The organism is Nocardia vinacea NBRC 16497, assembly GCF_000308835.1.
GTDB lineage: Bacteria > Actinomycetota > Actinomycetes > Mycobacteriales > Mycobacteriaceae > Nocardia > Nocardia vinacea.
Window position 1 is genome coordinate 44,868 of record NZ_BAGN01000236.1, and the last position, 14,653, is coordinate 59,520.

General features: G+C 64.4%; 14 protein-coding genes. 8 read left to right on the plus strand and 6 right to left on the minus strand.

Annotated elements, in window-relative coordinates; translation table 11 throughout:
- The first annotated feature begins 332 nt into the window (after nucleotides 1-332).
- From ON44_RS33150 to ON44_RS33165, 4 genes are all read left to right on the plus strand, one after another.
- Nucleotides 333-1,262, plus strand: coding sequence for a carbohydrate ABC transporter permease (locus ON44_RS33150; protein ID WP_040697738.1), 930 nt, complete (start codon nucleotides 333-335; stop codon nucleotides 1,260-1,262).
- A gap of 138 nt (nucleotides 1,263-1,400) precedes the next feature.
- The gene (locus ON44_RS33155) at nucleotides 1,401-2,192 is read left to right on the plus strand and encodes a carbohydrate ABC transporter permease (RefSeq protein ID WP_373283240.1); all 792 of its coding nucleotides are present in this window, start codon (nucleotides 1,401-1,403) and stop codon (nucleotides 2,190-2,192) included.
- A 56-nt stretch (nucleotides 2,193-2,248) separates the two neighbouring features.
- On the plus strand, nucleotides 2,249-3,577 hold the full coding sequence (locus ON44_RS33160; RefSeq protein WP_083898276.1) for an ABC transporter substrate-binding protein: 1,329 nt from the start codon (nucleotides 2,249-2,251) through the stop codon (nucleotides 3,575-3,577).
- Nucleotides 3,578-3,603: 26 nt separating this feature from the next.
- Entirely contained in the window at nucleotides 3,604-4,683 is a 1,080-nt protein-coding gene (locus ON44_RS33165; RefSeq protein WP_040697742.1) for an ABC transporter ATP-binding protein, read from the plus strand.
- A gap of 29 nt (nucleotides 4,684-4,712) precedes the next feature.
- On the opposite strand, the gene ON44_RS33170 is transcribed toward ON44_RS33165, so the two are convergent.
- From ON44_RS33170 to ON44_RS33180, 3 genes are all read right to left on the minus strand, one after another.
- Nucleotides 4,713-6,740: a M13 family metallopeptidase gene (locus ON44_RS33170; RefSeq protein WP_040697744.1), complete on the minus strand. Its 2,028-nt coding sequence runs from the start codon at nucleotides 6,738-6,740 to the stop codon at nucleotides 4,713-4,715.
- Between the two features lie 70 nt (nucleotides 6,741-6,810).
- Nucleotides 6,811-7,188: a DUF397 domain-containing protein gene (locus ON44_RS33175; protein WP_040697841.1), complete on the minus strand. Its 378-nt coding sequence runs from the start codon at nucleotides 7,186-7,188 to the stop codon at nucleotides 6,811-6,813.
- Nucleotides 7,189-7,198: 10 nt separating this feature from the next.
- Nucleotides 7,199-8,050, minus strand: coding sequence for a Scr1 family TA system antitoxin-like transcriptional regulator (locus ON44_RS33180; protein WP_040697746.1), 852 nt, complete (start codon nucleotides 8,048-8,050; stop codon nucleotides 7,199-7,201).
- 132 nt (nucleotides 8,051-8,182) lie between these two features.
- Between ON44_RS33180 and ON44_RS33185 the strand changes: the two genes are divergently transcribed.
- Entirely contained in the window at nucleotides 8,183-8,725 is a 543-nt protein-coding gene (locus ON44_RS33185) for a hypothetical protein (RefSeq protein ID WP_051182711.1), read from the plus strand.
- Here the strand turns inward: ON44_RS33185 and ON44_RS33190 are convergent.
- Nucleotides 8,703-9,179 carry a DUF4190 domain-containing protein gene (locus ON44_RS33190; protein WP_040697749.1) on the minus strand — a complete coding sequence of 159 codons (477 nt, stop codon included), beginning with the start codon at nucleotides 9,177-9,179 and terminating at the stop codon, nucleotides 8,703-8,705. The two genes, ON44_RS33185 and ON44_RS33190, sit on opposite strands and share 23 nt — an antisense overlap.
- Before the next feature lie 83 nt (nucleotides 9,180-9,262).
- Nucleotides 9,263-10,042: a pirin family protein gene (locus ON44_RS33195; protein ID WP_040697753.1), complete on the minus strand. Its 780-nt coding sequence runs from the start codon at nucleotides 10,040-10,042 to the stop codon at nucleotides 9,263-9,265.
- Between the two features lie 295 nt (nucleotides 10,043-10,337).
- Here ON44_RS33195 and ON44_RS33200 point away from each other — a divergent pair, with 295 nt between their 5' ends.
- A complete protein-coding gene (locus ON44_RS33200) occupies nucleotides 10,338-10,799 on the plus strand; it encodes an NUDIX domain-containing protein (RefSeq protein ID WP_040697756.1) in 462 nt (153 codons plus the stop codon).
- 194 nt (nucleotides 10,800-10,993) lie between these two features.
- Nucleotides 10,994-12,346 carry an MFS transporter gene (locus ON44_RS33205; RefSeq protein WP_040697759.1) on the plus strand — a complete coding sequence of 451 codons (1,353 nt, stop codon included), beginning with the start codon at nucleotides 10,994-10,996 and terminating at the stop codon, nucleotides 12,344-12,346.
- Here the strand turns inward: ON44_RS33205 and ON44_RS47200 are convergent.
- Nucleotides 12,336-12,866 (minus strand): hypothetical protein, encoded by a 531-nt coding sequence (locus ON44_RS47200; protein WP_051182712.1) that lies wholly within the window; start codon nucleotides 12,864-12,866, stop codon nucleotides 12,336-12,338. The two genes, ON44_RS33205 and ON44_RS47200, sit on opposite strands and share 11 nt — an antisense overlap.
- Before the next feature lie 77 nt (nucleotides 12,867-12,943).
- Between ON44_RS47200 and ON44_RS33215 the strand changes: the two genes are divergently transcribed.
- The gene (locus tag ON44_RS33215) at nucleotides 12,944-14,575 is read left to right on the plus strand and encodes a glycoside hydrolase family 183 protein (RefSeq protein WP_040697762.1); all 1,632 of its coding nucleotides are present in this window, start codon (nucleotides 12,944-12,946) and stop codon (nucleotides 14,573-14,575) included.
- Nucleotides 14,576-14,653: the final 78 nt, after the last annotated feature.

The window sequence follows — 14,653 nt, forward strand, 5'->3', positions numbered from 1 at the left end:
CGGAAGTCCAAGCTCAACTCGGCCCAGGCGCGATCGCCTGGGCCGAGTTCGTTTTGTTCAACTGATGGTGTTCCGGAATTCCCGGACGACAGACCAGTTGCCGGTTAATCTCCCGAGTGGCGCAACGCTACAACTGATTGCGGGAGAACATGGGTAACTCGTCGGGTACGCCCAGCATCCAGCCACCAGCCCGACCGTCGGCCCGCGACGAAGGTGGCCTCGCACCCCACGACCGTCAAGAGGTTCCGGAAGGCGGGGGAGCGCGCGAGAAGTTCAGCGCGTCGGCGTTCAGAGTTAACCGACTGTTTGCTGTGCGCCGTAGAGTCTCGGCCGTGCGAACCAGGCCGGAACGAGTACTGCCCCAACCGCGCGGGCGTGGCCTACGCAGTCGGCCGTGGCAGGACTATGCGCTGTTCCTGGTGTTGCTCGGACCCAATCTGGTGCTGCTGACGCTGTTCGTCTACCGCCCGCTGGCCGACAATATCCGGCTCTCGTTCACCGACTTCAATATCTCCGACAACTTCGTGACCTACATCGGGTTCGCGAACTACCGGGAATGGTGGGGCCGCGACGACTCCTGGCAGATCGTCACCAATACGGTGGTTTTCACCCTGGCCGCGGTGGTCGGCAGCATGGTGCTCGGCCTGGCGCTGGCCCTGCTGCTGGACCGTAAGCTGTTCGGCCGCAATGTGGTTCGCTCGGCCATCTTCGCCCCGTTCGTCATCTCCGGCGCGGCCATCGGCGTGGCCTTCCAGTTCATCTTCGATCCCAGCTTCGGGCTGATCCAGGATGTGCTGCACCGCATCGGCGTCGACAAGGTCCCGGACTTCTACCAGGACCCGCACTGGGCGCTGTTCATGGTGACGGTCACCTATATCTGGAAGAACCTCGGCTACACCTTCGTCATCTACCTGGCCGCGCTGCAGGGCACCCGGGCCGATCTCATGGAAGCGGCCGAGATGGACGGTGCCGGCCGCTGGACCACCTTCACCAAAGTGCTACTGCCACAACTGCGCCCGACCACTTTCTTCTTGTCGATCACGGTGCTGCTGAACTCGCTGCAGGTCTTCGACATCATCAATGTGATGACGCGCGGCGGGCCGCTCGGCACCGGCACCACGACCATGGTCTACCAGGTCTACGAAGAGTCCTTCCGCAACTTCCGGGCCGGCTACGGCGCGACGGTCGCCACCATCATGTTCCTCGTGCTGCTGGTCGTCACGCTGGTCCAGGTACGCATCATGGATCGGGGCGACCAGTGAAACACGTGCACCCGGAGCGACGGGCGCCCAGGAGGCAGCATGCGTAACCGCGTAGCGACCCGCGCGGGCCGCCATGGGAACGAGACTCTTTCGTATCGCCGCGGACAGCGCGCGGTGACGGTGCTCGGATACGCCGCGATGGTGTGCGTGCTGATCATCGTCGGTGTTCCGCTGTTCTGGATCTTCATCACCTCGTTCAAGGCACGTCCGGATATCTACACCCAGCCCGCGGTGTACTGGCCGCACAGTTGGCATCCGGCGAACTACGAGGACGCCACCACGACGCTGCCGTTCTGGACGTTCCTGCGCAATTCGCTGATCATCACCGGGATCATCGCGCTGGTGAAATTCGTGCTGGGAGTGTTCAGCGCGTACGGCCTGGTGTTCCTGCGGTTTCCGGGCAAGACCCTGGTGTTCCTGGTGATCATCGCGGCGCTGATGGTGCCAAACCAGATCACGGTGATCTCCAACTACGCGCTGATCGCCCAGTTGGGTTGGCGAAATACCTTTCAGGGCATCATCATTCCGCTCTGCGGGGTGGCCTTCGGCACCTTCCTGATGCGCAATCACTTCCTCTCGCTGCCCTCGGAGGTGATCGAGGCGGCCCGGATGGACGGTGCCAACTGGTGGCGCCTGCTCACCCGGGTGGTGCTGCCGATGTCCGGACCGACGATGGTGGCATTCGCGGTGGTCACGCTGGTCAACGAGTGGAACGAATACCTCTGGCCGTTCCTGATGGCCGACGACACCACGGTCGCCACACTGCCGGTCGGCCTGACCTTGCTGCAGAACACCGAGAATCCGAGCGTCACCAATTGGGGACCGGTGATGGCGGGGACGCTGCTGACCATGCTGCCGATCCTCGTCGTCTTCCTGCTGCTACAGCGCCACATGATCAAGGGCCTCACCTCAGGTGCGGTCAAGGGTTGAGCCCACCCGCCACCCCTCAAGGAATCGCTACGCGATACCGAGACAAGGAGATTCCAGTGTCCAATTCACAATTCCCGGCACTGTCACGGCGCGGATTCATCGGCCTGGCCGGTGCGCTTGCGGCGGGTACCGCACTGACCGCATGTGCGGGCAGCGGCGGTGGCGGCAAGCAGTCCGGTGACGCCAACACCATTACCTTCTGGTCGAATCACCCTGGCACCTCGAAGGAACTCGAGGCCGAGCTGATCAACCGGTTCCAGGCGAAGTATCCGGATCTGAAGGTCAATCTGGTCGACGCGGGTAAGAACTACGAGGAGGTGTCGCAGAAGTTCAATGCGGCGCTATCCGGCGGCGAGCTGCCCGATGTCGTTGTGCTGTCGGATGTCTGGTGGTTCAACTACGCGTTGAACGGCACCATCGAACCGCTCGATTCGCACTTCGCCGACGCCGGGGTCAAGCTCGACGACTACGTCGATTCGCTGGCCGCCGACTACGTCTTCAACGGTAAGCACTACGCACTGCCGTACGCGCGCTCGACGCCGCTGTTCTACTACAACAAGGATGTCTGGGCGAAGGCCGGTCTGCCCGACCGCGGCCCGCAGAGCTGGCCGGAATTCGACGAGTGGGGCCCGAAGATCCAGTCGGTGGTCGGCGACGGCAAGCTCGCGCACGGCTGGGGTGACGCCAAGAACTACCTGGCCTGGACCTTCCAGGGTCCGAACTGGACCTTCGGCGGCGCCTACTCGGACCAGTGGACGCTGAAGTTCACCGATCCCAAAACCATTGCGGCGGGCCAATTCCTGCGCGATATGATCCACACCAAGAAGTACGCGGGTATCAAACCGCAGATCGCCGTCGACTTCGGCACCGGCGTCATCGCCTCAACTATCGCCTCCACCGGCGATCTGAAGGGCATCCAGAAGAACGCCGAGGGCAAACTGCAATTCGGCACCGCATTCCTGCCGCATCCCAACGGCCCCGGCGTCACCACCGGCGGTGCCGGGCTGGCGATTCCGTCCCGGATCTCGGATCAGCGGAAGGTGAACGCGCTGAAGTTCATCGAGTTCATCACCAATGCCGCGAATACCGCGTACTTCTCGCAGGGCACCGGATATATGCCGGTGCGCAAGTCCGCGGTGACCGATCCGAGCGAGGTCGACTTCCTCGCGAAGAACCCGAATTCGAAGGTCGCCATCGAGCAGCTCGCGGTGACCAAATCGCAGGATTACGCACGGGTGTTCGTACCCGGCGGTGACCAGATCATCGGCACCGGTCTGGAGCAGATCGGTCTGCAGAATGCCGATCCGGCAACGGCTTTCGCGAATGTCGCCAGTCAGCTGCAGACCATTATCGACCGGCAGATCACGCCGAAGCTGCCCAAGTAATACCGACGAAGAGGGAGATCGACGCCGTGGCAACAGTGCACTTCGATGGGGTGACGCATCTGTATCCCGGTGCGCCGGCGCCCGCCGTCGACAACCTGGAGCTCGATATCGCCGACGGGGAATTCATCGTCCTCGTCGGCCCATCGGGTTGCGGCAAATCGACCAGTCTGCGGATGCTGGCCGGATTGGAATCCGTAGCGGCGGGTCGCATACTGATCGGCGGTAAGGACGTCACCGGACTGCCGCCGCGCGCCCGCGATGTGGCGATGGTATTCCAGAGCTACGCGCTCTATCCGAATATGACGGTCGCGCAGAATATGGGCTTCGCACTGCGCAATGCCGGAATGAACAAGGCGGACACCGCGGTTCGGGTGCAGGAGGCGGCGAAGATGCTCGAACTCGAGCATCTGCTCGACCGCAGACCGGCGAAACTTTCCGGTGGACAACGCCAGCGCGTTGCGATGGGGCGCGCCATCGTGCGCCGACCCCAGGTCTTCTGCATGGACGAACCCCTGTCCAACCTGGATGCGAAACTGCGGGTGAGCACCCGCTCCCAGATCGCCGCGCTGCAGAAGCGCCTCGGCACCACCACCGTCTACGTCACCCACGACCAGGTCGAGGCCATGACCATGGGCGATCGGGTCGCGGTGCTGCGCGAAGGGAAACTCCAGCAGATCGCCAAACCCCGTGAGCTCTATGACGATCCGGTCAATACTTTCGTCGCGGGGTTCATCGGCTCACCCGGCATGAATCTGCTCGACGCCCCTGTTCGGGACGGTGCCGCCGTCCTTGGTGACCTGCGAATTCCCCTGCCACGCACCGCAACCGGCGAGCGGGTCATTGTCGGCATCCGTCCAGAATCGTGGGAAACCACCACCGAGATCGATAACAGTCTCGCCGTGGCCGCCGAACTGCTCGAGGAACTCGGCGCCGAATCTTTCATCTACAGCCACGGCGTCACCGATGAATGGAACAGCCGCTCCGGGAAGGTGGTGGCCCGGGTGGACCGCCGCTTCCAGGTGGCCCTCGGCGACCGCCTGCGCCTGCGCCCGAAAATCGACGAGATCTTCTTCTTCGACGGCGAAACCGAGGAACGCCTGCGCTGAGCGCTCGGCGTCCTCGGCCCGCCGCGTGCTCACCAGATCTTGACGCGCTGCGCGGGTTCCAGATACAGCTCGTCGCCCGGCTTCACATCGAAGGCCTCGTGGAAACTGTCGATATTGCGAACCACCGCATTGCAACGGAACTCGGGCGGCGAGTGCGGATCGGTGGCCAGGCGGCGGATGGCCTCCTCATTGCGGGCCTTGGTCCGCCACACCTGTGCCCAGCCGTAGAAGACGCGCTGCAGACCGCTCAGTCCGTCGATGACCGGCGGCTCCTCGCCTTCGATCGAAATCCGGTAGGCGGCCAGGGCAATGGACAGTCCACCCAGATCACCGATGTTCTCGCCGATAGTGAATTCGCCGTTGACGGTGTGGTCGTCGGACAGCGCCTTGGGTGAGAGCACGTTGTACTGGTCGATCAAAGCCTTTGTGCGCTTACCGAATTCGGTGCGATCGGCATCGGTCCACCAGTCGATCATATTGCCGTCGCCGTCGTACTTGGCGCCCTGATCGTCGAAACCGTGGCCGATCTCGTGACCGATCACCGCACCGATGCCACCGTAGTTGGCGGCGTCGTCGGCGTGCATGTCGAAGAACGGCGGTTGCAGAATGGCCGCGGGGAAGACGATTTCGTTCATGCCCGGGTTGTAGTAGGCGTTAACCGTCTGCGGGGTCATGAACCATTCGCCACGATCGACCGGACCGCCGAGCTTGTTCAGATCGCGATCGTGTTCGGCGGCATAGCCGCGTCGGTAGTTGCCGACCAGATCGGACGGGACGATGACGATGGCGGAGTAGTCGCGCCACTTGTCCGGATAGCCGATCTTGGGGGTGAACTTTTCCAGTTTGGCCAGCGCGGCCGCCCTGGTATCCGGCCCCATCCAGTCCAGCTCGGCGATATTGCGGCGGTAGGCCTCCTGCAGATTGGCGACCAGCTCGACCATCCGAGCCTTGGCCTCTGGCGGAAAGTGTTCGCCGACATACAGTTTGCCGACCGCCTCACCGAGCAGATCCTGCACCAGCGAAACACCGCGCTTCCAGCGTTCCCTGTTCTCCTGCGCGCCGGTGAGGGTGCGGCCGTAGAAGTCGAAGTTCTCCTCGACGATCGGATCGGTGAGATAGGCCGCCCGCGAACGCAACAGCCGCCAGATCGCCCACGCCTGCCAGTCGGCGAGCGGTTCGGCCGCCCAGGTCTGCGCGAAGGTGCGCACGTAGTCCGGCTGGCGCACAACCACTTCAGCGAACAGTTCGGGACCCGACTTCGAGATACCCTCGGCGAGCGCGGCAGTCCAGGCGTGCCAATCGAATTCCGGATGCGCGGCGACCAGCGCGTCGTAGGTGGTGAGGTTGTAGCTCAACTCGGCATCGCGGCGACGCACCACATCCCAGTGCCCGGCCGCGAGCTTGCGCTCCAATTCGAAGATCCGCTGTCCGACCGTCGCCAGGTCGGCGGGCAGCAGCGCGGCGATCTGCGGTTCGGCGGCGGCCAGCGCGAACATCCGGCCGATGTGCTCGACATATCGGTCCCGGATCTCGGCGAATTCGTCCTGCCGGTAGTAGGACTCGTCGGGCAGCCCGATCCCGGACTGGGTGGCGTGCACCAGATACCGGTTGGAGTTCTTGTCGTCGGTGTCGACATAGAAACCGAGCGCGCCGCCGACGCCGGTGCGCTGCAGGCGACCCAGTAGCGCGGCGAAGGCACTGCGATCGGCGACCTCGTGGATCTCGGTGAGTTCCCCCGCGATGGGCGCCAGCCCGAGCGAGGCCACCGTATCGGTGTCCATGAAGCTCGAATACAGATCACCGATCTTGCGCGCGTCACTGCCGTGCGGCGCCGCCGATTCCGCGGCCTGCCGGATGATCGTCTGCACATCCAGCTCCGCCTGGTCGTACAGCGTCCGGAAAGCGCCGTCGACCGCACGATCCGCCGGTATCTCATAGGTATCCAGCCACCCGCCGTTGACATGGGCGAACAGATCGTCCTGAACGCGCACGGCGTGGTCGAGGTGAGAGAGATCGATACCGGAGGGACTGCTCAGATCGGAAGTCACGATCTCCAGTATGCAGAGATGGGGCGAAGGCTGCCGTCGCCGAGGTTGGCCCCGGCCGCGTCACGGCCGGGGTAGGCGGTCAGGCGGGCAGGATGATGCGATCGAATTCGCCGTCGCGCGCGCCGGCGATGAACGCATCCCACTCTTCGGGGGTGTAGGAGAGGGTGATATCGCCGTGGCGCAGGGTGGCGCTGCCGTCGGCGCAAGTTTGTGCGATCAGCTCGTTATGCGATCGGCCGCTGTTGAGAAGGTTGATGAACGAGGTCCAGAGGCTCGCGGTGACGGTGATGATGGGCTCTTCAGCGGGGCGGTTGGCCGGGTTGCGGCGGTATTTGCTGTCACGGATGAGCACCGCGTCACCATCGAACCGGACTTCGACACATTGATTGCCGTTGTTCGATCGACTCGACGTGAACCAGTCAGTGAAAACCGACCGGAGGGTAGCGGTGGTGGCCATGGGCAGGATTTTACACTCGTGCATACCTGCTGATCAGGGCCAATGATGCTGCACGATTCAACGATTGTTCCAGTGCGCGAACGTAAGCGAAGCTCAAATCGCGCACCTGTTCCGGATCGTCGACCGCGCCACCGAAGACCGCGCTCTCGGCCCACGCGAAGGTCGGCAGCTGTTCCCCGGCGAAGTCGATCAGGTGGAAACTGGACCCGCCGAGCACCGCGCCCGCCCGCGCCGCGAACGGGATGACGCGCACCTCGATATTGTCGAGCTGCTCGATCGTCTTCGCCAGATACTCCAACTGCCCGCGCAACACCTCCGGCCCACCGGTCTGCTGCAGCAGGGTGCCCTCGCCGATGACCGCGGTCAGTTCCACCCGGCCCTTACCGCGCAACCGCTCCTGCCGCCGCATCCGAATGGCTACCAGTTGCTCGACTTGAACCGGCCGGATCATCACATCGGCACTGATGAGCGCCCGCGCGTAGTCCTCGGACTGCAGCAGACCAGGGAAAACCAAACTGTCATAGCTGCGAATGCTCTGCGCGCCGAACTCCATGCCGTACAGCCGCTGCAGTTCCGGCCCGATCAGAGCCGACGATTTGGCCCACCAGCCGCGCTGCTTACTCGCCTCGAGCAGTGTCAGCAACTCCCCGCGTTCTTCGGAATCCACCTCGAGCAGTTCGAGCACCGGGCCGATGGTGTTCGTGGTGAGCACCCGTCGCCCCTTCTCGACATGCGACCAGTTGGCCGGGGTGAAGCCGACCCGCTTGGCGAAGGTGGCCGAATCGAAGCCGCGCTGTTCGCGCAATTCACGCAGGCGCAGGACCAGCTCCCAGCGAGCAACGGTCGGGGAAACGGGCGCCATGGCCCGAGATGGTACGCCGGAAATTTACTCGGCGTGTGACTATTGTCAAGGAACTTGTGCGGGTCTAGGGTCGATTTCAGCGGCAACTTTGGTTTTTACGTCGATCCACTCAGAGTCGAGGCGAGGTTCCTCATGAGTACGTCGCGAATGGAATCGGGTAGCTACCTGGCAGCCCAGGATTTCGCGGCGGCCCAGGACGCCTTGGCGCGATGTCGCCGCTATCGCAAGGACAACGGTCTCTACGGGGTGGTCGATCCGGGACTCGGGCGAATTCTGTTGGAAGTCGGCGCGGTCGGCGCGGTCGTCATGCCCGCCGAACTCGGCAAGCGGGTGCGCGCCTACCTCCTCGCCAACTACGGGCGGACCGGACCGATCATCGCGCATCCGCGCTCCAGCCGTTGGTCATTCCTGACCGGTCCAACCGATAACTCGTACCTGGATATGACGCTGTTCCCGGAGTTGTTCCGGGTCTGCGCTTCGGTGGTGCTGCCGGGCACCCGGATCGTGCTGCCCTCACCGACCGATGAGCTCAGCGGCTACCGGATCTGGATCGCACCGCCCGAAGGCGACTACCGCCCCGAACTCGGCGATGTCATCGCCGCCACCCGGACGTGCGCGCACAGCGGCGGCCGGTCGGTCGTCAAGGGTGTCGTCAAGGGGTCGGCCGCGGAGTGAGCGTCACGCTGAAGCTCTGCTCGATGCTGTGCTCCCACTTGTCTCGACACTCGTTTTGTTTGGTCTGATCGTCGCCCGCCTTTTGCATGCAGTCCAGATAGTCCTTGCCACCGGAGTCTACGAAGAAGCGCCAGCCGATGATGCTGAGCACAACCGCGGCGACCAGCGCGAGCACACCCAGGATCAATCCGGTGACCGCCATGCCGGTGCCGCCCGCACTGCCGGAACGAATCTTGACCAGCGCGATGATGCCGAAGATCAGCGCGAAGAAGCCGAACAGGTAGCCGCCGATCAGTGTCCAGCAACTCAGGAAGCCGAGGATGCCGAGCACAAGTGCGGTGATCGCCATGCCCTTGCGCTTGGGGGATTCCTGCCAGTAGTTCGGCTGCCCCTGGCCCGGCGGCGGGTACTGACCCGGTGGCGGATATTGACCGGGCGGCGGATATTGCGCCATAGGACTTCCTCTCAGCCGGTGCGCTTGCGCTGCAGTCGCCTTCTGATCGCACTTCCTGAGCAGGGATGTTAATGACGAGCGAGTTATTTCGAGCCGAGCCGCGCGTGCATCTCCCAGACCAGGATCTCCGCCGGCCCGTGGGCGGTCACCAGCTGCCCACCCGATCTGGTCAGGCGCACGGCGTCACCCGCGTACAACGGACCGACGCCCTCCATCTCCACCTCACCCCTCGCGACGAACAGATGCAGATACGGCGCATCCGGTAGGTCGATCGCCTCGGTTTCCCCGCTGTCCGCCAGCCGCGCCACATGCAGCGCCGAATGGCTGCTGCCGATGGCGATCGCGGTCCGATCGCGATAGCGCGGCAGGCCGGAGGCCACGGTCACCAGGCCGCCGCGGGCCAATTCGTCGTCGATCTCGAGCTGCTGATATCCGGGCTCCAGGCTCGGTTCGTCCGGCACGACCCACATCTGCACGAAATGGACCGGCTGGTCGTGTTCGGTGCTGTGGTCCAGACGCCAGGAGTCGTTCTTCTCCGAATGCAGAATTCCGGTGCCCGCGCTCATCCGCTGCGCCAGACCGGGATAGATGACACCGCTGTGCCCGAGCGAATCCTGGTGCACCAGCGAGCCGCCGAGCACCCAGGTCACGATCTCCATATCCCGGTGCGGATGGGTTTCGAAGCCCTGACCAGGGGAAACAATATCTTCGTTATTGACGAGCAGCAGTCCGTGATGGGTGTTGTCGGGATCGTAGTGCTCCCCGAAGGAGAACGAGTGCTTCGAATCCAGCCAGGACACGCGCGTTTTCATGCGATCGCCGCCGCGATGGACATCGATGTGTGGTGTCGTGAGTGTGGACATCGTGGTCCTCCTCTCGGGACCGTGCACCGATCACCTTTCAGGGTAGGAGCACTTACGACGTGGTACTCCGAATTCCTAGTAAATTGTCCTGCACTCGGCATTTTACGCGAGCTGATCTTCGTGAGTGACGTGCAAGCAGTCACTCGCGGCTGCGGGTGAACGGCAGGCGAGCAGTACCGACCGGTTAGTCGAGTCGGCGGTCGGCACGGCCCGCCAGCACACGACGGGGGTCTGTACGCGTGCACGGCGGATTCGTAACATCATGTGCCACAACGGAATCGGAGGTGACGAACGGATGCGAACCGAGGTGCTCGCACGCATCGAGCAGCAACTCCGCGATGCGGCAGAGCGCGACGGGATCAGCGATTTCGTCGTCGGTGTCGCGGTATTCCGCGATCGCAAACTCCTGGTAGTGCGCCGCGTACCCGACGATTACCACGGCGGCATGTACGAACTGCCCGGTGGCGGAGTCGAATCCGGGGAGACCCTGGCCGAATGCGTGGTACGGGAACTGTACGAGGAGACCGGGCTGCGGGTGCGCGCCATCACCGAGTTCCTCGGCGACTTCGACTACGCCACCAGGACCAAGCCCCGAGTGCGCAAGTACAGCTTCATCGTCGAGGTGGAGCCCGGCGAGGTCGCGCTGGCCCCGGGCGAACACGACGCCTTCGCCTGGATCGATGCGGCCGCGCTCGCCGATCTGCCGATGGCACCGGATATGCGCGAAACAATCTCCACACTGGTGAACTGCGTTTGATCTGTCACAGGCCCACATTGCTGACCGCCACGGAGCGAGTCTTACGAGCGACCTGTTCGCGGCCCGTCTCGCGTCCGAGTCGTCGAAGCGCATGCGACGAAGTCGCGAGTCTCGACGGCTCGGACGCGAGACACAGGGGGCCGCGAACACGCAGCGCCGAAGGCGCTGCAAATCGAGCACAGTAGCCTCTGGGCGTGTCTACTGGTCGCCCCGACGGCAACACCCCCGCGGACGCGCGGCCGGTTTCGCTACAGACGGCGCTGCGCGAAAGTCCCGGCGTGTTGCGTTTGGCGCTGATCCGCTTTACCGGTCAGTTCGGTGACGGCATGTTCCAGGCGGCGCTGTCCGGTGCCATTCTGTTCAACCCGGAACGGGAGACCGATCCACTCGCCATCGCGGCCGCGTTCGCGGTATTGCTGCTGCCGTACTCGCTGATCGGGCCGTATGCCGGTGCGCTGCTGGACCGCTGGGATCGGCGGGCGGTGCTGCTGGTCGCCAATGTGCTGCGGACAGTGCTGATCGGTGCGGTGAGCATCGGGCTGTTGGCGGGCAGTAGTGCGACGCCGTTGTTGTTGCTCGCGCTTGCTGTGGTCGGGATCAGCAGGTTCGTGCTCTCGGGCGTATCGGCTGCGTTGCCCCGAGTGCTCGATCTGCACTGGCTGGTGCCCGCGAATTCGGTGCTGGCCACGGTGGCGTCCGGATGTGCCGGTGTCGGCGCCGCAGCTGCGGTCGCGATCATCGGGCTGATCGGTGCAGGTGATTTCGCGTCGGCAGTGGCGGTGGCGATCAGTGCCGTGTGGTCGGTCTGCGGTGCGGTATTCGCGGCCGGATTCGGGGCCGGGGTGCTCGGTCCGGAACCGGGTACTGCGACGCGCGACAGTGCGGTGCGGGCGATCGCGACCGGTCTGCGCCACGGTGCGGCCGCGGTCTGGGGAGCGGTTCAGGTCACCACCGCGATGATCGGCATCGGCACGCATCGAATCGTATTCGGAACCAATACGCTGATCATGGTGCTGGTGCTGCGGCAGGCGCCCGTCGACGGCGGCGGCGCGAATACCGGACTGACCCGGTTCGGGCTCGCCATCGGCTGTACCGCCGCCGGGATGTTGGTGGCGGCGGTCGTCGCACCGGTATTGATTCCGCGGCTCGGCCGCTCACGCACGGTGGTCCTCGGGCTGTTGACCGCGACCGTGGTGCAGTTGGCGCTGGTCACCCCGACCGCGATCGCGACGGCGGGGACCGCGGCGCATCGGGCGCATCAATTGCTGCTGGTCGCGGCATTCCTGTTCGGGCTCGCGGGGCAGACCATCAAACTGACCGGCGATGCGACCATGCAGATCGATATCGATGACACCAGGCGCGGTCAGGTATTCGCATTGCAGGACACCGTATTCAATATCGCGTTCGTGCTGGCGATCGCGCTCACCGCATCGGTGATACCGGCCGATGGGCGCTCTATCGGCGTGGTGCTGGTCGGCGCCGGGATCTATTGCGCCGGAATAGTGGCCATTGCCGTCAACAGCCGGCGGGTGCCGGTTACTCGTTGAACGGCATTGTCGGATAAGTGGATTCATCGCCCGACCAGGTCCGGTGATCCCGAAGCGCGGCGACATGCTCGATCGGAGCTTGCGGATCGAACCAGCGCGAATCCCGCGTCGGCTCATCGTGATTCGACAAGGCAGCGCCGAATTGATCAGCGGCGAGATGATCCGGCTCGGGCTCGGTACGCTCGATCCAGGCCAGGTGTTCGCTGTCCGCATCGGCCTGGCTCCCGGTGATCTGGTGATTCCAGGTGCCGTTGCCGGTCGGATCGGTGAAGAAATGGTCGAGTACACCGTCGTCGTCGAGATCCAGCCCGGCCACATCGGCAATGCCGGTGCCGTGCGAATCCCACAGCACATCATCGACCAGGCCGTCGCCGTCGAAGTCGAGTCCCACCGCATCGCCAACGCCCGACCCGGATAGGTCCAGATCCGCCTGGCTGGTCCAGACGTGCACCGTGCCGTCACCGGTTCCGAACACGTACTCGATCTCGTTCATATCTGGTTGGACGCGAATGCGCCCCATCCGGTTCCACCCTTCGCGCGATTCGGTCGGGTAAGTTGATCTCCCATCGACCCGAACCGACAGGGAGTCAACAACGGATGGGATTTCGGCCGAGCAGTGCGCGTGTGTTCGCGTCGTCGGCCAATTATCCCTGTGCGCCCGTAATCCTGGGCGTGCTGCTCGCCGGAGCGCTGACCGTACCGACGCCCGTCGCGCAGGCCGCACAGCATCCGTGGGCGCCGCCGCCGGTGAACAGTTGTGGCGAGATCGGATTCGACCCGTTGAACCGGGCGCCGGACCCGAACGCACCGCCGCCTCCGCCGCTGCCTCCCCTGCCCCCGCAGATCGATATCCCGGTACCGGTTCCCGAGATCACGCCGGTTCCGGTCCCTGATCCGCCGCCGGACAACACCCGGATCGATCCGGAACCGCTGCCCGCCGACCCGTGCCGCAATCCGTGCCCAGACATTCGGGATACACCGAAGCCGTCGGACCCCGCCACCGATCCGGAACCCGAAGGCGCACCCGACACCGGGTCCAGCTCCGGTTCCGGATCCGGCTCGAGCTCCGGTTCGACTTCGGGTTCCGGCTCGATCCGCCTGCCGCGCATAGAGTTCCGCCCGGAGATCGAACCCATTCCGATCCCGGTGCCCGGCCCCGACGGAATCGAACCGCAACCCGCACCACCGCCGATCGTGCACCCGGCCGAACCCGGACCACTGACAGCCGCCATCGCCCCGCCGCTGGTCGAGTCGGTTGACCTGGTCGGTCAGGTGACCGGGCACGGGTCAGCCAACCGCACCGATATGCGCTGGCAGGTCGACGGCACCGACCTCGGCATCACGTGGGAGACCAAACCGGGCGAGGTCGCCGTGGCCTTCGGCGACACCTTCGGCGACGGCTGGACCAGTGGCGGCGTGGGCGGACCCGACTGGCGCAGCAATGTACTCGGCTACAGCACCGACCACGATCTCGCCGACGGACTCAGCATCGACACCATGGTGCAGGACAGCCGTTGTCACGCAACCGAACTGCTGTCCAGCCGCAAGATCAAGAACTGGGAGACGACCACCATCCCGACCTCCGGGTTCGCGATCGGGCAGCGCCAGTTCATGAGCTATATGTCGGTGAACCACTGGAGCCGCATCCCCGGCATGTGGTCGACCAATTACGGCGGGCTCGCGTACTCCGACGACAACGGCCGCACCTGGGTCAAGGATCAGCATGCCCGGTGGGACAACTTCTTCGGGCTCGGCCGGTTCCAGGTGGCGGCCATGGTCCCGCAGGGCAATTACGTCTATATGTTCGGCACGCCCAACGGCCGGGTCGGCGTGATCGGCCTGGCCAGGGTGCCGAGGACCGAGGTGCTGAACAAATCGGCCTACCAGTACTGGGTGGGTGGAACCTGGGCACCTGCGGCCGAAAATCAGGCCACGCCTTTGGTTCTCGGTATGGCAAGCGAGCTGTCGGTGCGCTTCGACAAGGACACCGAACAGTGGCAGATGGTCTATCTGGATTCGGCGCGCGGTGCGATCGTGATGCGCACCGCGGCGAGCCCGCAGGGCGTCTGGACCGACGGTGTCCAACTGGTCTCCACCGACGACTACCCGAAGGCCTACGGCGGCTTCATCCATCCGTGGTCGACGAGCGAGGATCTGTACTTCACCATCTCGGCGTGGGATAGCTACAACGTGTATCTCATGCACGCGAAGCTCGATCCGCCGCACTGAGCGCGCTCGGATCCGCGCCGGCGCCGATTCGGTATGGTGCGCATGTGATCGACCAGCGCATACGTACTCCGCACGGGC